Source organism: Campylobacter concisus, from assembly GCF_002092855.1.
Lineage (GTDB): Bacteria > Campylobacterota > Campylobacteria > Campylobacterales > Campylobacteraceae > Campylobacter_A > Campylobacter_A concisus_AI.
On record NZ_LVLC01000001.1, the window covers coordinates 472,288 to 497,147 of the forward strand.

Annotated in this window: 27 protein-coding genes; 11 read left to right on the forward strand and 16 right to left on the reverse strand. The window is 38.6% G+C overall.

The window, feature by feature from the left end:
- Positions 1 to 40: 40 nt before the first annotated feature.
- Together A3223_RS02350 and A3223_RS02355 are read right to left on the reverse strand one after the other, a co-directional pair.
- Positions 41 to 583 carry a DUF1523 family protein gene (locus A3223_RS02350; RefSeq protein ID WP_084108464.1) on the reverse strand — a complete coding sequence of 181 codons (543 nt, stop codon included), beginning with the start codon at positions 581 to 583 and terminating at the stop codon, positions 41 to 43.
- Positions 584 to 654: 71 nt separating this feature from the next.
- Positions 655 to 2,886: a nitric-oxide reductase large subunit gene (locus A3223_RS02355; RefSeq protein WP_084108467.1), complete on the reverse strand. Its 2,232-nt coding sequence runs from the start codon at positions 2,884 to 2,886 to the stop codon at positions 655 to 657.
- 221 nt (positions 2,887 to 3,107) lie between these two features.
- Between A3223_RS02355 and A3223_RS02360 the strand changes: the two genes are divergently transcribed.
- From A3223_RS02360 to A3223_RS02375, 4 genes are all read left to right on the forward strand, one after another.
- On the forward strand, positions 3,108 to 4,139 hold the full coding sequence (locus tag A3223_RS02360; protein ID WP_180378692.1) for an ABC transporter substrate-binding protein: 1,032 nt from the start codon (positions 3,108 to 3,110) through the stop codon (positions 4,137 to 4,139).
- Between the two features lie 3 nt (positions 4,140 to 4,142).
- A complete protein-coding gene (locus tag A3223_RS02365; protein WP_084108472.1) occupies positions 4,143 to 5,150 on the forward strand; it encodes a FecCD family ABC transporter permease in 1,008 nt (335 codons plus the stop codon).
- Complete coding sequence (locus A3223_RS02370) at positions 5,150 to 5,923, forward strand: ABC transporter ATP-binding protein (protein WP_084108474.1); 774 nt, start codon at positions 5,150 to 5,152, stop codon at positions 5,921 to 5,923. Before A3223_RS02365 ends, A3223_RS02370 begins: the two co-directional genes overlap by 1 nt.
- Positions 5,924 to 6,002: 79 nt before the next feature.
- Positions 6,003 to 6,209 carry an excalibur calcium-binding domain-containing protein gene (locus A3223_RS02375; RefSeq protein WP_072594813.1) on the forward strand — a complete coding sequence of 69 codons (207 nt, stop codon included), beginning with the start codon at positions 6,003 to 6,005 and terminating at the stop codon, positions 6,207 to 6,209.
- Positions 6,210 to 6,284: 75 nt separating this feature from the next.
- On the opposite strand, the gene recG is transcribed toward A3223_RS02375, so the two are convergent.
- Genes recG through A3223_RS02390 form a run of 3 tightly spaced genes read right to left on the reverse strand, consistent with a single transcriptional unit; the run spans position 6,285 to position 10,368 of the window.
- Positions 6,285 to 8,102: an ATP-dependent DNA helicase RecG gene (gene recG / locus A3223_RS02380; protein WP_084108476.1), complete on the reverse strand. Its 1,818-nt coding sequence runs from the start codon at positions 8,100 to 8,102 to the stop codon at positions 6,285 to 6,287.
- Positions 8,092 to 9,321: a M16 family metallopeptidase gene (locus A3223_RS02385; RefSeq protein ID WP_084108478.1), complete on the reverse strand. Its 1,230-nt coding sequence runs from the start codon at positions 9,319 to 9,321 to the stop codon at positions 8,092 to 8,094. Before A3223_RS02385 ends, recG begins: the two co-directional genes overlap by 11 nt.
- Positions 9,322 to 10,368: a dehypoxanthine futalosine cyclase gene (locus tag A3223_RS02390; RefSeq protein WP_084108480.1), complete on the reverse strand. Its 1,047-nt coding sequence runs from the start codon at positions 10,366 to 10,368 to the stop codon at positions 9,322 to 9,324. It lies immediately after the preceding gene.
- Positions 10,369 to 10,498: 130 nt separating this feature from the next.
- Between A3223_RS02390 and A3223_RS02395 the strand changes: the two genes are divergently transcribed.
- The gene (locus A3223_RS02395) at positions 10,499 to 10,711 is read left to right on the forward strand and encodes a hypothetical protein (RefSeq protein ID WP_084108482.1); all 213 of its coding nucleotides are present in this window, start codon (positions 10,499 to 10,501) and stop codon (positions 10,709 to 10,711) included.
- Positions 10,712 to 10,733: 22 nt separating this feature from the next.
- Here A3223_RS02395 and A3223_RS02400 read toward each other — a convergent pair whose 3' ends face one another.
- Both A3223_RS02400 and A3223_RS02405 read right to left on the reverse strand, forming a co-directional pair.
- Entirely contained in the window at positions 10,734 to 11,126 is a 393-nt protein-coding gene (locus tag A3223_RS02400) for an NfeD family protein (protein ID WP_021090625.1), read from the reverse strand.
- On the reverse strand, positions 11,123 to 12,037 hold the full coding sequence (locus tag A3223_RS02405) for an SPFH domain-containing protein (RefSeq protein ID WP_054196349.1): 915 nt from the start codon (positions 12,035 to 12,037) through the stop codon (positions 11,123 to 11,125). The genes A3223_RS02400 and A3223_RS02405 overlap by 4 nt, the downstream gene beginning before the upstream one ends.
- An 80-nt stretch (positions 12,038 to 12,117) precedes the next feature.
- Between A3223_RS02405 and A3223_RS02410 the strand changes: the two genes are divergently transcribed.
- From A3223_RS02410 to A3223_RS02420, 3 genes are read left to right on the forward strand one after another with little or no spacing between them, the layout of a single operon-like run.
- Positions 12,118 to 12,546, forward strand: a complete 429-nt coding sequence (locus A3223_RS02410; RefSeq protein WP_084108484.1) for a copper resistance protein NlpE — start codon at positions 12,118 to 12,120, stop codon at positions 12,544 to 12,546.
- 48 nt (positions 12,547 to 12,594) lie between these two features.
- Positions 12,595 to 13,797 (forward strand): copper resistance protein NlpE, encoded by a 1,203-nt coding sequence (locus tag A3223_RS02415; RefSeq protein ID WP_084108486.1) that lies wholly within the window; start codon positions 12,595 to 12,597, stop codon positions 13,795 to 13,797.
- Between the two features lies 1 nt (position 13,798).
- On the forward strand, positions 13,799 to 14,995 hold the full coding sequence (locus A3223_RS02420; RefSeq protein ID WP_084108488.1) for an MFS transporter: 1,197 nt from the start codon (positions 13,799 to 13,801) through the stop codon (positions 14,993 to 14,995).
- Between the two features lie 48 nt (positions 14,996 to 15,043).
- Here the strand turns inward: A3223_RS02420 and A3223_RS02425 are convergent, their stop codons facing one another.
- From A3223_RS02425 to A3223_RS09980, 9 genes are all read right to left on the reverse strand, one after another.
- A complete protein-coding gene (locus A3223_RS02425) occupies positions 15,044 to 15,868 on the reverse strand; it encodes a CheR family methyltransferase (protein WP_084108490.1) in 825 nt (274 codons plus the stop codon).
- Positions 15,855 to 16,424 (reverse strand): CheB methylesterase domain-containing protein, encoded by a 570-nt coding sequence (locus A3223_RS02430; RefSeq protein ID WP_084108492.1) that lies wholly within the window; start codon positions 16,422 to 16,424, stop codon positions 15,855 to 15,857. The genes A3223_RS02425 and A3223_RS02430 overlap by 14 nt, the downstream gene beginning before the upstream one ends.
- Before the next feature lie 111 nt (positions 16,425 to 16,535).
- Positions 16,536 to 16,796: a FlhB-like flagellar biosynthesis protein gene (locus A3223_RS02435; RefSeq protein WP_084108494.1), complete on the reverse strand. Its 261-nt coding sequence runs from the start codon at positions 16,794 to 16,796 to the stop codon at positions 16,536 to 16,538.
- Positions 16,796 to 18,427 carry a flagellar hook-length control protein FliK gene (fliK, locus tag A3223_RS02440; RefSeq protein ID WP_180378688.1) on the reverse strand — a complete coding sequence of 544 codons (1,632 nt, stop codon included), beginning with the start codon at positions 18,425 to 18,427 and terminating at the stop codon, positions 16,796 to 16,798. The genes A3223_RS02435 and fliK overlap by 1 nt, the downstream gene beginning before the upstream one ends.
- Positions 18,428 to 18,448: 21 nt before the next feature.
- Positions 18,449 to 19,693, reverse strand: a complete 1,245-nt coding sequence (locus A3223_RS02445) for an MFS transporter (RefSeq protein WP_084108498.1) — start codon at positions 19,691 to 19,693, stop codon at positions 18,449 to 18,451.
- Positions 19,683 to 20,240: a hypothetical protein gene (locus A3223_RS02450; RefSeq protein WP_257639222.1), complete on the reverse strand. Its 558-nt coding sequence runs from the start codon at positions 20,238 to 20,240 to the stop codon at positions 19,683 to 19,685. The genes A3223_RS02445 and A3223_RS02450 overlap by 11 nt, the downstream gene beginning before the upstream one ends.
- On the reverse strand, positions 20,191 to 20,469 hold the full coding sequence (locus tag A3223_RS02455) for an AtpZ/AtpI family protein (RefSeq protein WP_084108504.1): 279 nt from the start codon (positions 20,467 to 20,469) through the stop codon (positions 20,191 to 20,193). The genes A3223_RS02450 and A3223_RS02455 overlap by 50 nt, the downstream gene beginning before the upstream one ends.
- Positions 20,469 to 21,752, reverse strand: coding sequence for a glutamate-1-semialdehyde 2,1-aminomutase (gene hemL, locus A3223_RS02460; RefSeq protein WP_084108507.1), 1,284 nt, complete (start codon positions 21,750 to 21,752; stop codon positions 20,469 to 20,471). Before hemL ends, A3223_RS02455 begins: the two co-directional genes overlap by 1 nt.
- Positions 21,749 to 22,354 carry a c-type cytochrome gene (locus tag A3223_RS09980; RefSeq protein ID WP_084108510.1) on the reverse strand — a complete coding sequence of 202 codons (606 nt, stop codon included), beginning with the start codon at positions 22,352 to 22,354 and terminating at the stop codon, positions 21,749 to 21,751. The genes hemL and A3223_RS09980 overlap by 4 nt, the downstream gene beginning before the upstream one ends.
- An 83-nt stretch (positions 22,355 to 22,437) precedes the next feature.
- On the opposite strand from A3223_RS09980, the gene folD reads away from it, so the two are divergent.
- The 3 genes from folD to A3223_RS02480 are packed head-to-tail and all read left to right on the forward strand — an operon-like array spanning position 22,438 to position 24,852.
- Complete coding sequence (folD, locus tag A3223_RS02470) at positions 22,438 to 23,298, forward strand: bifunctional methylenetetrahydrofolate dehydrogenase/methenyltetrahydrofolate cyclohydrolase FolD (RefSeq protein ID WP_084108513.1); 861 nt, start codon at positions 22,438 to 22,440, stop codon at positions 23,296 to 23,298.
- A 2-nt stretch (positions 23,299 to 23,300) separates the two neighbouring features.
- Positions 23,301 to 24,206: a signal peptidase I gene (gene lepB / locus A3223_RS02475; RefSeq protein WP_084108515.1), complete on the forward strand. Its 906-nt coding sequence runs from the start codon at positions 23,301 to 23,303 to the stop codon at positions 24,204 to 24,206.
- Positions 24,193 to 24,852, forward strand: a complete 660-nt coding sequence (locus A3223_RS02480; protein ID WP_084108518.1) for a site-2 protease family protein — start codon at positions 24,193 to 24,195, stop codon at positions 24,850 to 24,852. The genes lepB and A3223_RS02480 overlap by 14 nt, the downstream gene beginning before the upstream one ends.
- Positions 24,853 to 24,860: the final 8 nt, after the last annotated feature.

Consider the following 24,860-nt stretch of genomic DNA (forward strand, 5'->3'; position numbering starts at 1 on the left):
TTTGATTTTTAAAATATCAAATAGTTAAAACAAATGCTATCTATTTCTCTAAATTTTCACTAGTTTTTGGTCTAAAGGCCTTATTTATCTTTCTTATCCAAATGATTAGCGAGATAAACAAAATAAAGTAAAATACATAGCTAGCTACCGGCCAACTAGTATCATTGCAGTTTTCTTTTAGCGATATAATATTTCTAAACTCTTGAAGCATAGAAATTCTATATCCATAATATTTTACAGTAACGTTTTTATCGCTATTTGCAAAACCTTGAACCTTGGCTTGTACATCAGCTGAGTTAAATTTAAAATAAAACGGAAATCCCCATGCGGTATCTTCATTTCTATAAGCCATAACTTTATTTGGATTATTAGAATCTTTAGTATAGATAAGATAAATATCTCTAGTAAGGCCATCAGCTGGATTTTTATCATCGATAATGCCATCTTTGTCCATACGTTTGAGATCGCCACCTGTGATTTGTACATTTGCATAGTGTGGAAATGAATAATCAACTACAAGAGCCAAAAAAGAGTGTAAAAGCACGATAAAAATAATGCAAATTCTTTTAAAAAATGTAATCATTTCTTTCCTTTTAAATTTGCGTTATTTTATGAAAAGATAGCTTAATAAAGGGGCAAAACACCCCTTTAATTTTAAGCTTTTTTATTAAGCATAAATTTTAGAAGTTGTGCAAGGAAGCTGATTCCACCGATTATTAAAATCGTATCACCAATCATTCTTACCCATCTTAAATTTTGCAAGTGTGATTGTTGTAAAAGCTCAGCGCTTCTTGCATACCACATACCATGCTCTAGGCTTGCAAATGCTTGATAAATTCCTATTGGAAGTAGTGAAAGCACGATCATTAGCATAAGGCCTATATTTAAGCCCCAAAAACCTACTTTCATAAGCTTCTCGTCAAATTCTTGACCTTTGAATAGATAAGTAGCTACTAGCCAAACAAATCCAAGTGCTAAAAATCCATAAACACCAAATAGCGCAGCATGTCCGTGAACTGGAGTCGTATTTAGGCCTTGGATATAAAATAGTGAAATCGGAGGATTGATTAAAAATCCAAATACACCAGCGCCTAGCATATTCCAGAAAGCAACTGCGATAAAGCAGTAAAGTGGCCATTTTAATGTCTTAGCCCAAGTTTGAGCAAACTGAAGTCTGTAGTGCTCATAAGCTTCAGCTCCAAGCAATACAAGAGGAACTACCTCAAGTGCTGAGAAGCTAGCGCCAACTGCCATTATAGGTGTAGTAGTGCCCGCAAAATATAAGTGGTGGAAAGTTCCTGGAATTCCGCCTACTAAGAAAAGTGATGCACTCGCAAGTGTTGAAAACGTAGCAAATCTCTTTGAAACAAGACCAAGACTAACAAACACAAAAGCAAGTGAAGCGGTAGCAAAGACCTCAAAAAAGCCTTCAACCCAAAGGTGTACAACCCACCAGCGCCAGTATTCCATCACTGGAAGTGGACTTCTTTGACCATAAAATAATCCTGCTCCGTAAAATAATCCAACTGCAACGGCTGAAGCTGCAAAGATAGCAAGTAAATTTTTATCACCTTTGTTCTTAAATCCGCCAATAAATCCGCGAAGTAAAAGTAGCATCCAAATGACAAGACCAACAAATAAAATAATTTGCCAAACACGTCCAAGCTCGATATATTCATATCCTTGGTGTCCAAACCAGAAGCTTAAATTTATAGGCATAATATTTGCGATCGCTAAATACTCGCCAGCAAAACTGCCAACTACAAGGATTAGTAGTGCGTAAAATAATAAATCTACGCCAAGCTTTTGGAATTTTGGATCTTTACCGCCATTTATAATAGGTGCTAAGAAAAGACCGCCTGCTAAAAATCCTGTCGCAATCCAGAAGATACTAGCCTGAATGTGCCATGTTCTAGCAAGTGAATAAGGAATATAAGCTGATAAATTTATACCGTAAAATTCTTGTCCTTCGACTGTATAGTGAGCTGTAAAGCCACCTATTAAAATTTGGAATGCAAAAAGAGCCAAAGTTACAAAAAGATATTTTTTAAGAGCTTTTTGAGATGGAGTTAGGCTTAATTTACTAAGCGGATCTTCGCTAATAGCTTCCAACTTTTCATCATCTTTTTTGCCATAAAAAGAGCTAAACCAAACAAGAAATCCAATACCAGCAATAAGTATTACAACACTTGCAACTGACCAAAATATATTTTCGCTTGTTGGTACATTATCGATTAGTGGCTCGTGTGGCCAGTTGTTTGTATATGTAGCATCGCTGCCAGGTCTATTTGCTGCGGTTGCCCAGGCTGACCAGAAGAAAAAGTTATTAAGATCATCTCTATCAGAAGCATTTGGAAGAGTATTTTCTTTCATCGCATAAGCTTCTCTTAAAGATTTAAACTTAGGGTCATTTCCAAAAAGTGATGAATACTCTTGGCTTACTTGTTTCATAGCCTTTAATCTATCGCTGCTAAGTACGATTTTATCGTCTTTTACGCCATTTTCTCGGTACTCTTTTTTAAGTAGAACTTTTAGATTTGCCTTTTGCTCATCATTTAAGTCAGCATATTTTGAGTGATAAATTTCATCTGCTTTTAACTCTAAAAATATAACTAACTCTTTGTGAAGCCAGTCTGCGCTCCAATCAGGTGCTTGATATGCACCGTGTCCCCAAATAGAGCCAACTTGCATACCTCCTATGCTTTGCCAGGCCTCTTGACCTTTATAGATGCTCTCTTTGTCGATAACGACATTGCCATTCTCATCTGTAAAATTTACAACTGGTGGCGAGCTTCTATAAACCTCAACGCCGTAGTAGCCTAAAATACTAAAGCAAATTACTAGTACTGTAACAAGTGCTAGCCAATACTTTTTGTATTCACGCATTGATTCTCCTTTTTTAAAAATTTTAAGGCGAAGTTTATCTCATTTTAAAAAAGCAGCTAATGATATATGTCAATAAAAGATATATATTGTCTTAATAAAAATTTTAAAAAATTTATGAAATTGGCGGAATTTTACATAGAATTAACCTAAAAATTATTAATATACAACTTTATATTTTTAAAGTAAAGGAAAAAAATATGCAAAGAATTTTTTTGCAAAAAATGGCTAAATTTAGCCTTGTTACTTCACTTTTTATGGCTCTTAGCCTAAACGCAGCTGAGTCTGCTAGAAGCATAACAGATATGCAAGGCGTCAAAGTAGGCGTGCCTGAGAAGGTTGAAAAGATCGCTGCTCTTTGGCACGCAAACAACGAGATCATCCTAGCGCTTGGCGGTATGGATAAAGTTGTAGCTACAACCGATCAGATCAAGAAAAACAAGTGGTTTGCCCTCGTCTATCCAAGACTTAAAAATTTACCAGCCGCACTTGATGGCAAAGATCTTCAGATCGAAGAGCTTGTTAAGCTTGCTCCTGATGTTGTCGTAGTCTCAAGCAAAAACTATCAAGACGAGCTTAGCAAAAACGGCTTTAGCGCTGTAAATTTGATCTTTAGAGATTACCCAGATATGGAGAAAAGTATCTACGCAACAGCTGAAGTGATCGGCACTGACAAGGCTAGAGCTATGGCTGATAAACTTACAAAAAATATCCAAGATAACACTAAATTTGTAACTGATAGAACAAAAAACATCCCTGATGCTAAACGTCCAAAAGTGCTTCACTTGCTTGGCGGAGCAAATTTATTAAAGGTTGATGGCACAAAAACTATCATAAACACTTGGATAAATTTAGCTGGCGGCAAAAACGCAGTCTCAAAAGAGGGCTCTATGATCGAGCTAACAGCTGAAGAGCTCATCAACGCAAACCCTGATATCATCATCGTTGGTGGTGCTGATACAGACGCACAGATCAAAAGTATAAAAGAAAATCCTGCATATTCAGGTTCAAATGCTGTTAAAAACGGCAAAGTTTATGGCAACCCAAAAGGCGTTTTTGGCTGGGATAGATACGGCGCAGAGAGCGCTCTTCAAATTTTATGGGCAGCAAAGACTATCCAACCAGATCTATTTAAAGATGTAGATGTAAAAGCTAAGACAAAAGAGTTTTACAAAGAGTTCTTAAACCACGATCTTAGCGATACAGAGTATGGCTATATCCTAAAAGGTCTAAACCCAGACGGTAGCAAAAAATAATATATGAAAAACGCAAATTTTTCATTAGTTACCATTTTTTTAGCTCTGCTAACGCTTCTTTGCGCCTTTGTCGCACTTTGCGTTGGCAGATTTTACATATCATTTGGCGATGTATTTAGCGTGTTAGCTCATAGCATTGGTCTAGGAGATGGCGCAGCTAGCAACATTGCAAACGTGATAGAAAATTTACGCATCCCGCGCATCATCGCAGCTATACTTGTCGGAGCCGCTCTTAGCGTGAGTGGTGCGGCCTATCAAGGCGTCTTTAAAAACCAGCTAGTTAGCCCCGATCTTCTTGGCGTCTCAGCTGGTGCTTGCGTGGGAGCAGCCACTGCTATCATCTTTGATCTATCGCTATTTTGGGTGCAGGCTTTTGCATTTGGCTTTGGTCTAACAGCCGTTGCTATCACGCTAGCAATACCAAAGATGATGGGCCGCTCAAGCACGCTTATGCTAGTTCTTTCTGGTATCATCGTAAGCGGACTAATGGGCTCAGTGATCGGCTTTTTAAAATATGTCGCTGACCCTGAAACGAAGCTGCCTGACATTGTTTATTGGCAACTTGGAAGCCTAGCAAAGCTTGATAGTGAAAATTTAAAATATATAGCACCTGTGATGATCATCTGCGCCATTTTGCTAATCGCAATGAGCTGGCGTATAAATTTGCTCTCTCTTGGCGACGAGAGCGCAGCTAGACTTGGCGTAAATGTAGCTTACGAGCGCTCTATCATCATCATCTGCGCCACGCTTCTTACGGCTTGTAGCGTCTGCATAAGCGGTATAGTGGCCTGGGTGGGACTTCTCATACCTCATTTAGCGCGCATGCTAGTTGGCGCAAATAACATAAGAAGCATGCCTGCAAGCATATTTATGGGTGCGATATTTTTGCTATTTGTTGATACTTTAGCGCGTAGCATAAGTGTGAGCGAAGTGCCTCTTGGCGTGCTTACTGGCTTTATCGGTACGGTATTTTTCGTCTGGGTCTTGTGGCGAAATAAAAAGGTTGCGTGATGCTTGAAGTCAGAAATTTAAACTTTAGCTACCCAAATGGGGCTGGCAAACTAGAAAATGTAAATTTAAAGATAGGCGCAGGTGAGATTTTAACCATACTTGGTCGAAATGGAGCTGGCAAATCAACCACTCTTGGGCTAATAAGTGGCTCACTAAAGCCAGTTTCAGGAGAAATTTTTCTTGATGGCAAAAACGTAGATAGCCTAAGCAACAAAGAGCGTGCTAAAATCATGGCGTATGTGGCTCAAAGCGAGGTTGCCGAGTATGAATACACTGGACTTGAGTTCATCACGATGGGACGTGCGGCGCACCTTGGCATCTTTGCAAGACCTAGCAAAGAGGATGAGCAGATCGCTAAAATTTACACCAAAAAGCTTGAGATCGAGCACCTTGAAGAGAAATTTATCACTCAAATGAGTGGCGGTCAAAAGCAGATGTGTATGATCGCTCGTGCGATGGCTGCACAGCCAAAAATGATTATATTTGACGAGCCAACGAGCGCGCTTGATTTTGGCAACCAGTATAAATTTTTACGCACGCTCAAGTGGCTAAAAGAGCTTGGCTACTCGGTCGTGCTAACCACTCACAACCCTGACTTTGCCGTACTTCTTGGCGGATATGTCGCACTTGTAAAAGGTGATGGAAATGTTGAGTTTGGTACAGTTAATGAGATCATAAGAAGCGAAAATTTAAGCAAGCTTTACGGACTAAGCTTAAACGTAAGCTACATCGACGAAGTAAAAAGAGAGTGCTGTTTAACATATCCTCTTTAAATTTATACTCTCAAAAGAGAAATTCTTTTGAGCGCTTTTTGTATTATTTTTCTTATTTAATACTGCCTTTGGAGTAAAAATGAAAAAAGTAGTTTTGATTTTATTTTTTGCATTGATGGCAAACGCGGCGGATAAATTTGATTGTTCTAAACGCTACTGCAAAGAGATGAAAAGTTGCGAAGAAGCATATCACTATTTAAGAAAATGCGGACGCAGTGGGTTTGATCGCGATCGTGACGGCATACCATGCGAGAATGTATGCAAAGAACGCAGAGTAGAAAAATAATTTTATTAAAATTTACTCTGCTAAATTTTAAAGCCAACAAAATCAAATCAAAAATTTAAGTTAAATTAAAAGCAACTAGGCATTATTTTTAGCAAGTGTCGCCACTCTAGCCTTTGCAGCCTGCGTGATATCATCCTCGTAGTTGTAGAAGTTAAATGTCGCTCCATGCTGGAAAAAGCCATTTAGTATATCGCCGCTTTGGCGGTTTTTAAGATCAAGCTCGGCCACTTTAAAGCCGTCATTTGTCGCGCAAAATTCTTTTAACCTAGCAGGCGTCTCTTTTAGCTTAGTAAACAAAAAACAGTATCCATCGCCGCCATTTCGCCCTACTCTGCCCCTTAGCTGATGAAGCGTGGCAAGTCCTAGCCTCTCAGCGCCTACGATCACTATCGTATTTAGCCTTGGTAGCGAAATTCCAACCTCAACAACAGTGGTTGAAAGCAAAATTTCACCCTCTTCTCTAAATCTCCTTAAAATTTCCTCTTTTTCTTTGTCCTTGCCATGCGTGACAAAAACATTTTTGAAATTCTTTAGCCAAAAGCCTTGCGCCTCATTTAGGCTTTGGTAGTTTGAGCTCTCACTGCTCTCAACTAGCGGATAGATGATGGCTACTTGAAAGCCGTTTTCTAGCTGCTTTTTGATGTGGGTTAGTAAAAAGCCAAACTCACTAGCGCCTAAAATTTGACTCGTTATATTTTTCTTAAACGGCATCTGCTTTAAAAAGCTAAAATTTACGATAGATGACTGGATCAAACTTAGCGTCCTTGGTATGGGCGTAGCTGAAAACTGCACAAAATTTGCTCGCTCGTCCTCGTTTGAGGCCAGCTCCTCTATCTTTTTGCGCTGGTTTGAGCCAAAGCGGTGCTGCTCATCGACCATGACTAGCGGTGAGTTTGGTAGCTCGTGAAAGAGCAGCGCATGCGTGCCAACGATCAAATTTACCCCGCTAAAGTCTATCTTTTTCTCTCCACTTTGAACCAACATCACATTCATAAATGGCGGCAATAGCCTCTTTGCTTCATTGTAAATTTGCTCGCTTAAGATACTTGTTGGCGCCATCAAAATGGCACTTTGCGGATATACGCTGAGTGCTGATGCTAGGATCACTAGTGTCTTGCCGCTTCCCACATCGCCCATTATGACGCGTCTTTTTGCCTGCACAGCACTAAGGTCGTCTCTGATATCATTTATCGCATTTAGCTGGTCATTTGTCGGCGTAAATGGTAAGCTTTTAAGCCAAGAGCTTATATCAAAAAGCTTGATTTTTGGGCTTTTAAAGTAGGTTTTTTTAGCACTTAGCTTTTTTATGTAGTTAAAAATTTCTACAAATTTTAAAATGTGCACGCCCTCATTATCGTTTTTTAGGCGGTATAAAATTTGTACACTTTGCTCGTCTAGTCTTTGCAGCTCAGCTAGAAATTTAGCCTCTCGCTCACTTAAGCCCTCGGCTAATAAATTTTGTAAATTTATATATTTTAAAACGAGTTTTTTGACCTCATCGTCTTTTAGCTCGGTCTTAAATTTAGGCACAATCTGGCCTATTTTTGTGGTGATTTTTGGATTTATTATCTGCCACGAGCCAAAGGCATAGGAGCAAAGCCCATATATCGCCATCTCTTTGCCCATCTTAAAAGCGCCGTAGTGCCAAGACTTTGCGTTAAAAATGACGATCTTTACGCTACTTTGCCACTGCTCGCAAAAGGCAAGTGCCGTTAGCATGCCAGGGCGCGAGGCGAGTGAGGTGATCTTTACATTTATGCAGACCTGCCCCTCTCTTGGGCTCTTAGCGATCGTCGTATCCTCAAAGCCCTTTGGCAGCACGAGAGCAAGGTCAAGTAGGCTAAGCACGCCTATTTTTAGAAGTTTTGCTCTGTCGCTTGCTTCAAATTTCATTTTTTAAGACGCAAAAACTTAGCTGATTGATCTCTGCGTGGGCTTTTATGAAGTTATTTAGCTCATTTAGCGAAAGGGCTGAAATTTTATCAAGGTCCTTTAAAAATGCCCCAAGCTCGCCATGCTCATAAAACTCGCTTTGTGCGATATCAAGGCGCTTAAATAGTGTCTCAAGTCTAAGTGGTAACGAGCCAAGTAAGAATTTTTTAGCCTGCTCAAGCTCGGCCTTGCTAACACCTTTTTTACTAAATTTTAAAATTTCATCTTTTATAACGGCGATCGCTTCATCTTTTTTCTCATTTTTTGTCTGCATGTAGCCGTAGAGCTGGCTGTAAGAGAGATTTAGCAAATTTCTAGCGTAGGCGCTATAAGCAAGCCCTCTTTTCACGCGGATCTCCTCCATGAGCCTCGAGCCAAAGCCACCCTCGCCCAGGATAAATGTCGCCACTGCAGCCTTGTATCTCTCCTCAGCTCTCACGTTAAATGGTGCGCCAAAGTAGATGTAGGCCTGCTCGCTTTGCCTGATAATCTCGCTGCTTTCGCACTTATCGCTTGGGCTAAAGTGCTCTAACTTTCGTGCTTTACCAGGTTTTAAAATTTCTAAAACACTAGCGAGCTCTTTTGTCTGTTTCTCGTCGATGTCGCCGCCTAGCACGCAAAGCAAATTTGAAAGGTCTAAATGCTCGTTTAAAAACTTTCTCACATCTTCAAGCATGATCGCTTTTATGCTCTTTTTAGTGCCGATGCTTGGCTGGGCAAGCACGCTTTTTGGGTATAAAAGCTCAAAAAGCCCCTGCCTTGCCACGTAGTCAAAGTCGTTTTCATTTGCTGCGATCTCGCCAAGTGTGACGGTTTTGCACCTATTTAGAATTTCTTCTGTCAAATTTGGAGCGCTTATAAGCTCTTTTAGCTTGCCGCACGCAAAGGCAAAGTGCTCTTTTAGGCAGTTTAGATCTATGCAAAATGTCTCAAAGCCACAGCTTGCATTTAGGCTAATCGCCCTTACTTCAAGCTCTTTGGCAAATTTAGCCGAGCCTAGCTTCATATCGCCTTCGTTTAGCAAATTTGCACTTAGCCTTGCAAGGCCTGCGAGCTTGCCATTTTGTGAGCTACCAGCTGCTTTGAAAACAAGTCTAAGGCTCACTACTGGCATCGCTTTTGAGCTTTCAAAAACGACTGGAATTTTTACATTTTTTACATTGATATCTAAAATTTTCATCTAAAATTTCTCCAAAATATCGTAGTTCGTGTTACGCTTGGCTGGAATTTCTCCGACATCTTTTATAAGCTCGATCATCTGGTCTTGATTCATCCTAAAGCTAGCCCCTGCGGCCTTTACGACGTTTTCTTCCATCATTGTGCTACCAAGGTCGTTTGCGCCAAAAAGAAGCGCTAGCTGACCAACGTAGCTGCCCTGCGTGACCCAGCTGCTTTGGATATTTTTAAAGTTATCCAAAAAGAGCCTTGAAACCGCAAGAAGCCTTAGATAGACGTTTGAGCTTTGCTTTTTGATCTCTGGAAATTCTTGCATGAGCTTTGTATTTAGCCCTTGAAAACTCCAAAGTATAAAGGCTCTAAATCCAGCCGTTTCATCTTGTAAATTTCTGATGTGCTCCCAGTGCTCCACGATCTCACGAGTGCTCTCAACCGTGCCAAACATCATCGTCGCAGTCGTTTTTATACCAAGCTCGTGCGCCTCTTTGTGTATGCGAAGCCAGTCTGCGGTGTCGCATTTTTTAGGGGCAATGATGTCACGAACGCGGTCGCTTAAAATCTCTGCTCCAGCCCCTGGCATCGAGTATAAGCCCTTTTCGTTTAGGCGTCTTAATACCTCTTTTGTAGAAATTTTTGAAATTCTTGCGATGTAGTCGATCTCAACGGCAGAAAAGCCATGTATCGTGATGCTTGGATAGTGCTTGCTGATGTAGCTTACAAGCTCCTCGTACCACTCGATCTTTAGCTTTGGATGAACGCCACCTTGAAATAAAATTTGCGTGCCGCCAATGGCGATAAGCTCCTCGATCTTCTTGCCGATCTCCTCAAAACTTAGCACATAAGCGTCCTCTTCTTTTGCGTGGCGGTAAAATGCGCAAAATTTACAATCCACCCAGCAGACGTTTGTATAGTTGATGTTGCGATCTACAATGAAGGTCGTAATGCCCTCTGGATGAAGCTCTTTTTTTCTAGCTAATGCCATCTTGCCAAGCTCGTGAAGCGGTGCATTTTCTATAAGATCGATGGCCTCATTTACACTAAGTCTTTTCAAATTTAACCTTTTATTTTGCTTATTTTTGGGCGAGAGTTTAGCCAAAAATGCTTTTAAATATGATAAATCATGTCGTTACCAAATTTTAATTTTTAAAAGATAGAATAGGAAACTTTTTGAAGGAGTAAATATGAAAAAGATCGTTTTAGCCGCAGTTGTAGGCCTATTTTTAGTTGGTTGTGCTAAAAATGAGCCAAAGCCAGCAAGCCACGAAGGTTGCGGTTGCCCTCATCACAAAGAGACAAAAAGTGATATGCAAAAACAAGGTTGCCACCATCAAGGTTGCATGATGCAAGGCTCAATGCACGGCGACATGCAAGGCTGCCCAGCTCACGCAAAATAGTAAAAGTGCCAAAAAGGCACTTTTATTTTAATATCACCTTGTCACCTTTGGTGCCAAGAACCGTCACCTTCTCTCCATTAGCTAAATTTCCGTCGTATTTCCAAAGAGTGCCTTTGAAATAGACCATATTTTCTCTGATCTCGCCAACTCCGGCTTCGTCTAAAAATTCCTCGTTAAAACTCTCTTTTCTGGACATAAATTTACTCTTCAACGGCGCTTTTAAAAGCACAAGGAGCACGATCGCAATCGCTGCTGTAATTAAAATTTGATAGCTCCAAGCAAAACTAAAACCAAAATTTATAGCTCCAACTACGATAAAAGCTATGCCAAAAAATAGCAAATAAAATGAGAAAAAGATAAACTCGGTGATGCACAAAACCACACCGATTGCTATCATTATAAAAGGGCTGATCACGCCTTATCCTTAGCTAGGAAATTTTTCAAAACGCTAAGTGAACCAATAAGCTCAGTCGCCTCATAAGGAACTAAAATTTTATCTTTTGAGCTATTTTTAGCCAGCTCACTAAATGCCCCGACTCTATCGCGCGCGAGCAAAAATTCAGCCGCATTTGCGTTTTTGCTCATACTATCATTTATCATATCCATAGCCTCTTTTTGAGCCGTTGCAATGGCGATTTGCTCGTATTTTTTTGCATCAGCCATACGCTCTATAGCCTCTGCTTGAAGCACTTTTTCTTGTTTTAGCGCCTCTGCATTGCGGATTAACGCCTCTTTTTCAGCTAAGGCTTTTAGCTCGATCGCACGTTTTTCGCGCTCAGCTTTCATCTGCATATTCATCGCTTCTTCGATGCCTAGTGGAACAGAAATTTCAGAAATTTCTACACGCATGATCTTTACGCCCCAGTTGCCAGCAGCGTCGCCAAGAGCCACTTGAAGTGCAGCATTTAGGCGGTCACGTGAGCTTAGCGTATCGTCAAGATTCATCGCGCCTATCTCGCCACGAAGCGTAGTCATGGCTAAATTTGCAATGGCACGCTTGTAGTTATCGACATTATAAACCGCCATTTTTGCGTCAAAGACCTTTAAAAAGACGATGCCATCAACGCTTATATTAACGTTATCTTTTGTGATGACTTGCTGTTTTGTGATATCAACAAGTTGTTCTTTTACGGTGATTATCGCTCTTATTTGATCGACAAATGGGATGATTATGTGAAATCCGCCATCAAGCACCTTGTGAAATTTACCAAGTCGCTCGATGAGTAGATTATCAGCTTGTGAGACGATCTTGATGCCAGCCTTTAAAAACAAGAACGCAAAGATAACCAGAACTACGACTAAAACGCCAAATGCTTCGATTTGCATTTTTACTCCTTTAATTTATAATTTGTTATTTTCTTAAGTATTATAATACATTTTAAATTTTATTTTCAAAAAGGATTAGCATGAAAAATTTTATATTTGCACTAAGTGCGGCTCTACTTTTGGCAGGTTGTGCATCATCTAGCCAAAACACAAACGTCCCACAAGGCAAATGTGAAGTAAAAAGTAGCTGCGAAGCTCCAATTAACAGCATCGAGGGCACTTATAAAGCATTTTTGCCTTGCGCTAGCTGCATGGGTATAGACTCAACCCTTATACTAAAAAAGGACGGCACATTTGAAAGTGTGATGAACTACAAGTCAAAAGACAACTACAAAGCCGTTAGTAAAGGCAAATACTCAATCGAAAATGGTGTGATAACAACGATTGACGAGTATAAAGAAAAGAGCTTTTATAAAATAGAAGGCGAGAACCTAAAAATGCTAGATATGGATCAAAAAGAGGTCACTGGCGAGCTAAAAGATAAATATATCTTTAAACGCGTAAAATAAATTTTAAAGGCAAAATGATATAATTTTGCAATTTTTAAGGAGTTGCAAATGAAATATCTTTTTGCCATACTTATCTCATTTTTCATCCTTGGCTGCGCAAAAAATGAAAATTTAGAGCCAAAACAAAGCACACAAAATACAGTAAAAGAAGACAAGCCGTTAGTTCAGGCAAATACACCCAAAAAGTCAGAAAAGCTAATACTTCCAAACTCAATTTATAGTAGTTTTCACACTATTTTGCCTTGCCCAAACTGTGAAGGCATAAAAACCATCATTACGCTAAATAAAGACAAAACCTACACAAAAACAATGCTTACTATGGATAAAGAAGTAAGCTTGGTTGAAAAAAATGGTACATTTGATGTTGATGATAGTGCTATCATTTTAAAAGATGAAAATGGCAATCTTAGCTATTTTGCACCAAATAAAAACTCACTTCTTCAGCTTGATGATAAGAAAAATAAGCGAGTTGGCGTGCTAGCTCAAATTTATAATTTTGAACCGGTAAATAAAGCTTACAAAGATAGTTTTTTTGCTAAATTTTATAAATTTAAAAACAAAGATAACTTTTTAGATATCGTAATCGTACCAAGCAAAAATGGTGCAAAAATAAGTTTTTATTCATCATTAAAAAATGGCTTGCCACTTTGCGAGTTTAGCTCTGAGCTACTTTACGACAAGGGAATTTTTTACCTTTTAGATGAAAAAGGCATCGCCCTAAGCATACACAGAATAAATAATGCAATTTTTCTAGTAGCAAACTATAAAATTTGTAAAAATGCTCACATAAGCGGACGATATAAAAAAGATAAAGATCAAAAAAATCTCTTTGGTAAAGGCTTTTTTGCAGAGCTGACAAACGAATCAGCAAATAGAGATGTGATAAAAATTTACGGCTCAAAAAACATAAAACGTGATAACACAAAAAAAGAAAACAGCTACATCGTAATAAATAAAAATGAAAGAATTTTTGAATACACCTTACTAAATGGCATTATCACAAGCATTGAAATTTATTCAAACGAGTTTAAAACTCCAGAAAATATCAGCCTTAAATCAAATTTCAAAGATATAAAAAATTCTCTTGTCATTTCTAAATTTCGTAGTGATAAAAGCAACATCTATCTAAAAATAGATAGCCACGATATGCTAATCACACTAAAAAATACACTTGCCAAAGAGATAACAAGCCTAAACGATATACCAGATGAAACAAAGATAGAGCAAATAACGCTAATGTGGAATCAATAAGTTGAAAGAATATCTTAAACTTTTAAAAGAAGAGAGAAATTTTCGCCTTTTAAGCATCATTCAGCTTATATGCTATTTTGGCGTATGGTTTTCGCACACAGGTATTTTTACCCTTCTTATCAAGCTTGACGCTCCTGTCTGGGCTATCACACTAAGTGCAGCAATGGCATTTATCCCAGGTGTTGTCATAGCTCCATTTAGTGGAATTTTAGTTGATAAATTTAGCCCAAAACCAATGCTTGTCATCATGATGGCAGTTGAGACGATAAGCGTTTTTATGCTTCTTTTTATAGACTCACTTGATTTTTTATGGCTACTTTTACTTATCATTTTTATTAGAAATGGCACTGGTGGAATGTATTTTCAAGTAGAGATGAGCGTACTGCCAAAAATTTTAAGCAAAGAAAATCTCAAACTCGCAAATGAGATCCACTCTATCATTTGGGCGGTCTCATACACTGCTGGCATGGGGCTGGCTGGAGTTTATATACACTTTTTTGGTATTAAAAGCGCCTTTTTACTTGATGGCATACTATACATTCTTAGCTTTGGATTTTTATATTTTTTAAATTTACAAGGCCTAAAGCCAGAATTTATAGAAAAGCCTCTAAAAATGCTCAAAAATGGGCTTAAATATCTAAAAGAAAATAGACTCATCGTGCATCTTATATTCTTACACGCCTTTGTTGGCATTACCGCTTATGACGCATTGATCGCACTTTTGGCTGATTACAAATATGCAAATTTACTCTCGACATCATTAATTATAGGACTATTAAATACTTCAAGATCCATTTCACTTATGTTTGCTCCAGCCATACTTAGTAAATTTATAAATAAAAATACGCTTATTTTCGTATATATCGGTCAAGGCCTTGGTATCATTATTTGGGCTTTATCGCTTTGGAATTTTTATCTATCGCTTATTGGCATTATCTTCGCTGGATTTTGCACATCAAGTCTTTGGAGCTACACCTATACGATGCTTCAGCAAAACTGCAAAAAAGAATTTTATGGCCGAGTGATTGCATATAACGATATGGTTTTTCTTGGCTTTAGCGCTCTCATTTCATTTATCATTGGTCTGCTTTATGATATTGGATTTAGCGTTGAGATGATTGCGAGTTTTATGGGAAGCCTCTTTTTTGTAGGGGCTTTTTACTATCACATCGTATTAAAAAGCTACAAAATAAGGTGATTGTTTTTAAATTAAGTCGCCTAAGTTAAAAGGCGACTTGGCAAATTTTTATTTTTTTAGATAGTAGGTAGTTCCATTTGAAAAGCGTTTTTCATAAGCTGGAGTGTAAGGCACAAGATCAGCGTGTCCAGCGTAAAGCCTACCATCTGGCTTAAGCAATTTATGAAGCCTCTCAACACATTTTAATCTAAAATCATCATCAAAATAGATCATCATATTTCTTGAAAGCACGATATCAAATTTTCCTAGATTAAAAATAGCGTCATCAAAAACATTTAAAATTTTAAACTCACACCTTGGTAAAATTTCTTTTTTTATCTTAAATTTATCATCGACTTTTGTAAAAAATCTCTCTTTTTGAAAATCGCTTAACCTATGCAAGCTCCTCTCACTAAAAATGCCGTTTTGACAGCTTGCTATGGCTTCTGAGTTTATGTCTATACCTACGATTGAAATTTCATGCTGTTTAAATCCCATCTCATAAGCAAGCATCGCAAGCGAATATGACTCATCTCCAGTGGAGCAAGGAGCACACAAAATTCTAGCTCCTCCAAGCTCCTTTGCGTAATAGATCACGTCTTTAAGTTGAGGCAACTCTCTATAAAAATAAGTCTCATTTACAGTTACTAGATTTAAAATGTCTTGTCGCAAGCTTGAGTTATATTTTATCATCGAAACAAGATCTTTAAAGCTTTTTATCTGGCGATCTCTAATAAAAATGGTAATTCGCTGCAAAGTAATATCTCTTTTTGGCTCAAGATCAACTCCGCAAAGAGTCTTGATCACATTCATAAAATCATTAAAACCATCCATATCTTGCGGAGTATCTGTTTGTGCTATTTTTATATCTTTTGCATTATTAGTTAGTAGCATTTAAAAAATCCTCCATCTCTTTTTTTATCATGGTTAGGTTTAGTGATTTTAGGCTCTGATTTAGCTCCTTTGCACGTTTTGGCATACCATACACTATCGCACTCTCCTCATTTTCAGCTATACATTTTGCTCCAGCCTTATAAAGCTTATCAAGCCCAGCCGCACCATCGTCTCCGATACCAGTTAGCAAGATGGCTAGGACATTTGCGCTTTTACAAATTCCAACTCCAGATTTAAACAGCACATCAACATTTGGCGTATATATAGTCTTTTCTTCTGTATTTGGCTTTGCGCTAATTGGTAAATTTGGCGACACCACTACATTTTGTTCGCAGACATATACGGTATTTTCTTTTAAAATTTTCCTCTCATTTAAAATTTCAACATCCAAGCCACACTCTTTTCCGATTTGCATAGCAAAAGAGTTTATAAACATTTTATTCATGTGCTGGGCTATCACGATGATAGCTCCATTTAGTTTTACGTTTTTTAGTAACTTTTTTAAATGCCCAGGCCCGCCAGTAGACGCCCCTATTAATATTAATTTTTGTGCCACAAATAGCCTTTAAATTTTTAATTTAATATTTAGCTTACACCACTTTTTGTATATCGTCAATACCCCCACTACTCTTTATATGTTTTGCTAATTTTTAAGCAAATTTATAGATCATTTCTTTGTGATCTTATACAAAAAGCTAAAAATTTCAGCAACAGCTTTATATAAATTTGGTGGAATTTCTTGATCAACTTCAACCTTGCTTAAAATTTCAATAAGGTCAGGATCCTCTTTGATCGGTATATCATGCTCTTTTGCAAGATCAATTATTCTATTTGCTATCTCACCAGCGCCATTAGCCAGCACTCTTGGAGCATTATCTTTAGATCTGTTGTAGCCAAGAGCTACTGCTTTTTTCTTATTTACTTGCATTAAATTTTCTTATCAAAGCCCACATCAAGGCCACCAAATTTTTTAAATCTATCATTTAGCTTCACTTTTGACAAAGTTTTGATATTAAAGTTTGAAACTATAAGTCCAAGCTTTGATATTGCTTGTTTTAATTCGCTAGAGTTTGAGAGGATTAGCTCCTTAAACTCATTTGTTTGCGTAGCTACCGAAAGATCAATGTACCTTTTATCAATAAGTCCAACCATCACATTTATCTGTCCAAATTTCTTAAAATTTAGATCGATCTGAGCGTAAAATTTATCCTTTTTGCCTTGCTTAAATGCGATATTTCCACCCTCAACGCCGTCCCAAATATAAGGCATATAAGTTTGAATCCCGCCTTGAAGGCTTGATATCATTTGATGCATCTCGATCTGCGAAATCATCTTATTTGCAGCATTTACGCTTTGTGGGTTTTGACTCTTTTCACTGATGTTTAAAAGCGTACTTTTTATATCTTGGCTTAGCACTTTTGAAATTTCGCTGCTATTTTTAATCGTAATGTTATTTATATCGTTTGTAGCGAGATTTAACTGCTTTAAAAGCGCCTTGCTCTCACTTAGCTCATTTTTAGCCAAACTTGCCTTAGCATCAGCAAGACTTAGGCTATGAGCAAGACGTCTCGCCGCACTTTGGAGCTTATCTTGCAAGCTACCATCCTTTGAAACATCGCTCATCTCATTAAACGCTTTTACAAGCCCTGCTTCATCGCCTATATTATTTAGCGTTTTTAGATCGTTTTTTATGCTATCAAGGATAGTTTTTAGCTCTTTGTGATTTTGGCTAAAACCAAAATTTTGATTTAGCTTTTCATTTGCCAGGCTTGCGACTTTTTCACTTAAATTTGAGATGAAATTTTGCATTTTGCCTATTTGATTTTTTACTAGCTCACCATTTTGATCTTTTGAAAAATTTTTATCTAAAAATTTAACCACACTATCAAGCTTATCAACATCTTTTAAAAGGGTTTTTATATTTGAGTTATCAAGGATGTTTTTTGCGTCATTGCTCGCTTTTTCAAGTATAGAAGCAAGCTTTGAAAAAGAATTTTGATTGTCTAATTTTTCATCATTTAGGGTTAAAATTTGATTTAGTAAATTCCCGCTTGAGAGATTTTTTATATCGCTTAGTAGCTTCTGAACCGAGCTTGGAAGCTTCTCTGGACTAAGTGCGTCTTTTAAATTTGCTTCAAGCATTACACCTGAGTTTTTGATCTGATCATTTAGTGAGCCAGCTTTTAGATCGGCTATTGGTTTTAGAAATTCTTTTAGCTTTAGTGCAAGGCTCTTTATCTCAGGGCTTTCATTTTGGGTTGCTTCTAATTCTAAGCTTTTTGCAAGGTCTGATAGCTCACCTGCTAAATTTGGAGCGATTTTCGTGTCTTTTGCCTGAGATAAAATTTGTTCAGCCTTGCTAAGACTTGAAGCACTTTTTAGATCATCAAGTACTCTTGCAACGAGTTTTCCAACATTATCAAGTGTCTCTGAAATGCTTTGCTCACTATGCGTTTGTACGCTTGGCTGATTTTTAAAAAGCGAGCCTTCATTTTTACGAACTGGCACATTTTGAGCAGTATTTTGCCCGGTTTGAACCGAAGTATTTGATATATTCAAAGAATTTCCTACGTCCATTTTTTACTTTTTATTTTTTCTATCGGCAAAATTTCCATTTTGCTCAATAGTAGCTATGCCAGCCGTCCTTGCAACGAGCCTATCGTTATACTCTTTTCTCATGTGCTGTGGTATTGTCTTTTGCGTTAGTGCAAATAAAATAAGTCCAGCAAAAAGCACCAAATAAACATAGATAAAGCCAAATGCTCCAAAAATTTTCATCGCATAGCTCATAAGAAGCGGCGAGAAAAGCGAAGCCAAAGAGTAGCTAAATAGTAAAGCACGTGCGACTTGCACGCTCTTTGTCTTGTCTGTGATCTCGTCATTTGCCCTAGCTAAAGAAAGCCCATAAGTGCAAAAAATTCCAGCTCCAAAAAAGAATGAAAGTAGATATTCAACCGTTAAATTTTTGCCATTTAGCAAAAACAAAACCGCACTTATTAAAGCCACGCTGCTACAAAGCAAAATAGCTGGCCTTCTGCCATATCTATCAGAGAAACTACCGATAAAAACTTGAGCTAAAAAGCCTCCGATCATCGCAACCGTCATAAAAAATGACGCCTCTTTTGTGCCGTATCCTTGAAGCAAAACAAAAAGGCTTGCCATCGAAAAAAAGCCGTTTATTGCTAAGCCTGCAATGAGCGCACCAACAAGAGCGAGCGGGACGATACCAAAAATTTTTGGGATGTTTATGGGCTGACGCTCTGGGATTTGAGGCTGATTTATACGGATCAAATTTAATGGAATGCTTGAGAGCATGATAAAAGCTGCACTTATGATGAAAATTTCAAAGATATTAAGGTTAAGCGCTAAGATCAAAATGCCAAGTCCAAAACTTGTGTAAAAAACGCCTTCATAAAAGGCTATCACGCGAGATCTTATTTTATTTGGAATTTTTGCATTTAGCCAGCTTTCTATAACCATCAAAAGTGCGTAATAGCAATATCCCAAAAATGCACGCAATATCGCCCAGAATACTAAATTTTGATTTACCGCATGAAGCATAGCTGAGACTGCAAAAATAGCTGAAAAGATGGCAAAGGCTCTTATGTGGCCAGTAGTTGAGATGACTCTGTGAGCTGTAATGGTGCTAATTAACGCGCCTACAAAAAAGCCTGTATTGATTAATCCAATCTCTAGCTCACCCACTCCATTTTGCTTAAGAAGTGCGCTACAAGATGCGATGACTAGGCCATTTCCGATAAAAAGCAAACTCATGCCCAAAAATAGCGGTCCCATCGAGCGGATGATCCTAAAGCTACTTGCCATCAGTATCCTTTGCGGTATTAAATTTATTCTCCATAAGCCCAAAAATAAATGCGCCAATAGGCATCGGAGCAAGCCCAACTAAAAAACCAGACACATTTAGTAAATTTTCATTTTTTAAAAAGATAAATCCAAAAAAAAGTATCGCATAAGCCACCAAGCGGTAAGGCATAAAGGCTGCCACAAAACTCTTATCTTTAAATGAAAATCTCTGCTTTTTTAGCCTTGCTTTCTCATCCTTTAAGCTAAAATCTTTTGCCTCATTCTGGGGCAAAATTTCTTCTTCCTCTTCGTCCTCTTCTTCTATCTTGGCTAAAATTTCATCTCTAGCATTTTCTAGTCTAGAATTTATGCGGTTTTTGTAGGCAAAAAAACTAGCCGTTAAGATAATAAGCGAGGCAAAAAATGAAATTTGCGAGCTTATGAAAAATTGATTTGATATAAATTTGCCAACCGCGCTAAGAGCTAGCCAAAGCGCAAAATAGCAAATCAAAAGCCTACTAATCATCCTCATCATCGTCTTTTGTGTAGCCTTTGTATCTGCTTTCATCTTTTAGCTCATCTAGGCTTTTTATCTGCGCTTTGTAAGCTTTATAGACATTTAAAATAGCAGCTGCGATGCCAATAGCAAAGCCTATCCAAAGAGCTGGTGTAAAATTTGTAGCCTTTTTTACAAAATACCCTAGCCCAGTGCCAAGCAAGATCGCAACTACGATTGAAACACCAAGGCTTAGCTGCTCAGCACCCGCTACGATATCTTTTATCTTAAATTTTGCCATTAGGCTTTTATCTCCAAAAATGCCTCTTTGGCTGCGCTTACCGCTAGATCGATATCTGCTTCACTCATCGCATCACAGACAAATCCAGTTTCAAACTGGCTAGGTGCAAGATAAATTCCACGCTTAAGCATCGCTTGGTGAAATTTAGCAAAGAGCTTTGTGTCGCTCTTTAACGCATCGTCGTAGTTTTTCACGGCATGATCTGTAAAAAAGTAGCCAAACATCGAGCCACGAACATCAGTTTGGATGGTGATACCAGCACTCTTTGCAGCCTCTTTAAAGCCAGCCATTAGTTTTAGGGCAAGCTTTTCGAGTCTAGCGTATAAATTTGGATCACTATTTATCTTTGAAATCGCCGCTATGCCAGCACTCATCGCTACTGGGTTGCCACTTAGCGTGCCTGCTTGATAGACAGCGCCATCTGGGCTTAAGCAGTCCATTATCTCAGCCTTACCTCCAAATGCAGCGACGTTCATACCTCCGCCTATAACCTTGCCAAATGTGATGAGATCAGCGTCCACTTCGTGAAATGGATATGAGCCAAGGCGAGAAGCTCTAAAGCCGCTCATAACCTCATCAAGAATGAGCACAGCGCCAAATTTATCGCAAAGCGCTCTAAGCTCTTCTAAAAATTTCTTATTAGCTGGCACAAGCCCCATATTTCCTGCAATTGGCTCGATTATGACGACGCCTATCTTGTCTTTATTATTTTCAAAAATGGCTTTTACGCTTTCTATATCGTTATAAACTGCCAAATAGGTGTTTTTCACAACATCTTGTGGCACGCCACTGCTTGAAGCGTTGCCGTATGTCGTAGCGCCACTTCCTGCTTTGATAAGAAGTGCATCGCTGTGTCCGTGGTAGCAGCCCTCAAATTTTATTAGTCCATATTTTTTAGCATATCCTCTAGCCACTCTGATAGCGCTCATGGTAGCCTCTGTGCCAGAGCTAACGAAGCGAATTTTATCTATTTGTTTAAACTCATCGCATATTAGCTTTGCTAGAGCGGTCTCTTTTGGAGATGGCGCGCCGTAAGATACGCCTTGTTTTACAGCAGAGATGATCGCTTCTTCGATATCTTTGTCACAGTGACCAAAGATGAGCGGTCCCCAGCTTTGGATGAAGTCAAGGTATTTTTTACCCTCGATGTCGTATAGATAAGCGCCCTTTGCATGATCGATCATTACAGGCTCACCACCAACGCTTCCAAATGCGCGAACTGGTGAATTTACTCCACCTGGGATATATTTTTTGGCTTCGCTAAATGCCTCTTTATTTGTCATTTTTTATCCTTTTGATTTTGTGTTTTTAAATTTGTCTTTTGATTATCTTTTGGGTTTGTAGCTGGTTTTACTGGCGACTTTGGTGCTTGCGTAGTAGCAGTTTTTGCTGACTCAGCTGGTTTTACTGGTGCAGTTTTAGCTGGTTCTGCTGGTTTTGTAGCAGGGGCGGCTTTGGCAGATTGCTCTGGCTGTTTTTGCGTCGTATCAGTGGAAACTGGCTTGCTTAAATTTTGCGCTTTTGCTGCTTTTGAAGGAGTATTTATCTTATTTGTAATGTACTCATAAAGAATCGTAGTCTCCTCGTCTGTCAAAAAATAGCTTGGCATGACACCTTTTGGCTTAGTTAGAGCGGCTTTAAAGCTTTCAAAATCTATATCATTTATCTTTGGTGCTCTAAGCTCATCGTCAACCGTTTTGTTTGCCTTTTTGTCAAAGTGTTTGTATTTAGAGATTAGACTGCCCTCACCCTTTGTGCCGTGGCACTTGTCACATCCTATGCCGCGTGGATTTAGGTAGAGCATCTTGGCGTACTCGGTCTTTGTGATAAAATCAGCACCAAAAATCGCCACACAAAAAAGCAAAAACAAAAAAACAGACCGCATAAACCTCTCTTTTAAAAATTTAATTTAATTTTAGGTATGATACCACCCTTGTGATTAAAAAAGCTTTTAAATAAGGATCCAATATGAAAATTTTAGACGGCAAAGCCGTATCTTTAAAGGTCAAAGAAAGCGTAAAAGTAAGAGCTGAAGAACTAAAAAAATTTGGCGTAGAGCCAACCCTAGCTGTTATCTTAGTAGGCGAAGATAAAGCATCTCAAACATACGTTAGAGCCAAAGAAAAAGCCTGCAACGAATACGGCATAAAAAGCGTAGCTCACCGTCTAAGCGAAAATACAACCCAAGCAGAGCTTCTAGCGCTTATAAATGTGCTAAATTTAGACGATAGTATCCATGGAATTTTAGTGCAGTTGCCACTTCCAAAACATATAGATACAAATACCGTTTTAGCAACGATCGATCCAGCAAAAGATGTAGATGGCTTTCACGCTGTAAATGTTGGCAAACTTGTTAGTGGGCTAGATGGCTTTGTGCCTTGCACACCACTTGGCGTGATGGAAATTTTAAAAGAGTATGGCATTGATGTGGCTGGACTAAACGCGGTGGTGATCGGCAGAAGCAACATTGTTGGCAAGCCTATGGCAAATTTACTTCTAAACGCCTCGGCAACCGTTACGATCACTCACAGCAAAACTAAAAATTTAAAAGAAATTTGCAAAAATGCTGACCTCATCGTCGCAGCTATTGGCAAGCCATTTTTCTTAAAGGCTGATATGGTAAAAGATGGCGCAGTGGTCGTTGATGTGGGCATAAATAGACTTGATGATGGCAGACTTGTAGGCGATGTGGATTTTGACGAGGTCGCACCAAAATGCTCATACATCACGCCAGTTCCTGGAGGCGTGGGTCCGATGACGATTGCGATGCTTTTAAATAACACAATCCTTGCAGCCCAAGCTAAGATAGCTAGCCACAAAAGAGCGTAATAATGAAAAAAATTTTTACTAAATTTTATGACTTTTGCTCGAGCTGGACTGGCACAGTCATCATCGTGCTTTTTGTTATATTTTTCATAGCTCAAGCCTTTGTTATCCCGTCTGGTTCGATGAAAAACACGCTTTTGGTTGGTGATTTTTTATTTGCAAAAAAATTTGTTTATGGTATACCAACACCAAGAATTCCATGGCTTGAGGTAAAAATTTTACCCGAGCTAAATGACAATGGGCATCTTATTACAGGCGATGGTCCGGCAAGAGGCGATATAGTCGTCTTTCGTTATCCAAAAGATGAAAAGACCCACTTTGTAAAACGCTGCTTTGCCACAAGCGAAGATGAGATCGTCTTTACTGAAAAAGCCCTATATCTACGCCCAAAAGAGGGAGATGATTTTATAAAGGCAAACTGCCGTGAAAATTTAAATGGTAAAGAGAGTAAATTTGGCTACTCATGTAGCGATATAACCGAGCTTGATGGCAAACTTTTCATAAAAGAGCCATATAGGTTTAGCGGCATCCACTATGATGAAAATGTAAATTTATTTGAGCAGATGATTTTCATGCTAAATACAAATAAAGATAGTGTTTTTATGAAGCCAGTGCTATTTAGCTCATTGCCGCAAAATCCAAATTTTAACTTTAATGCATTTTACGTCAAAGTGCCAAAGGATGAGTACTTTATGATAGGCGACAACCGCGATCACTCAAATGATAGCCGTTTTTGGGGAAGCGTGGCTTACAAGGACATAGTCGGAGAGCCTTGGTTTATATATTTTAGTTGGGATAAAAACTACAATGTGCGCTGGGAGCGTATCGGACGCTTTGTAGATACGATAGAAAATGACGAATTTTTCACTAACAAAGCTCTAAAAGAAGGCGAAGTAGATGGACTTCATTGATAACATAGACATAGTCAAAGTCGCCACTATCGTCATCTCTTTAATAATCGCCATCGTCGGCCACGAGATCGCTCACGGATATGTAGCTTATAAATTTGGCGACAACACCGCAAAAAATCTTGGCAGACTTAGCATAAACCCTATAAAACACATCGATCTTGTTGGCACTATCATCGTGCCACTGGTGCTTTATCTAAGCACTGGCATGATGTTTGGCTGGGCAAAACCAGTGCCTGTAAATACCTACACAGTTGTGCGAAATGGCGGCTACAAGGCAGCTATCTACGTAAGTCTAGCTGGCATTTGCTACAACGTCATCTTAGGCATCTTATCGCTTTTTGTGCTAAAGGCTTTATTAAATATAGAAACCTTTGAAATTTTACTTCAGTTTTTATTTACGCTTGCGCTTTTAAATTTGATGTTAGCTATCTTTAACCTCTATCCGATCCCGCCACTTGATGGCTTTCACGCACTCGAGTACGCGCTTAGAAATTTTGGCTTTCACGCACTGGCAGAGAAGCTTGAGGGCATCTCGCGATATGGCTTTGTCATCCTTATCATCATCCTCGTTTCGCCGTTAAAAGATAATATCTTGTATCCAATAAAATACGTTTTAGATATCGCAAGCGCCTTTATAAATGACTAAATTTAGAG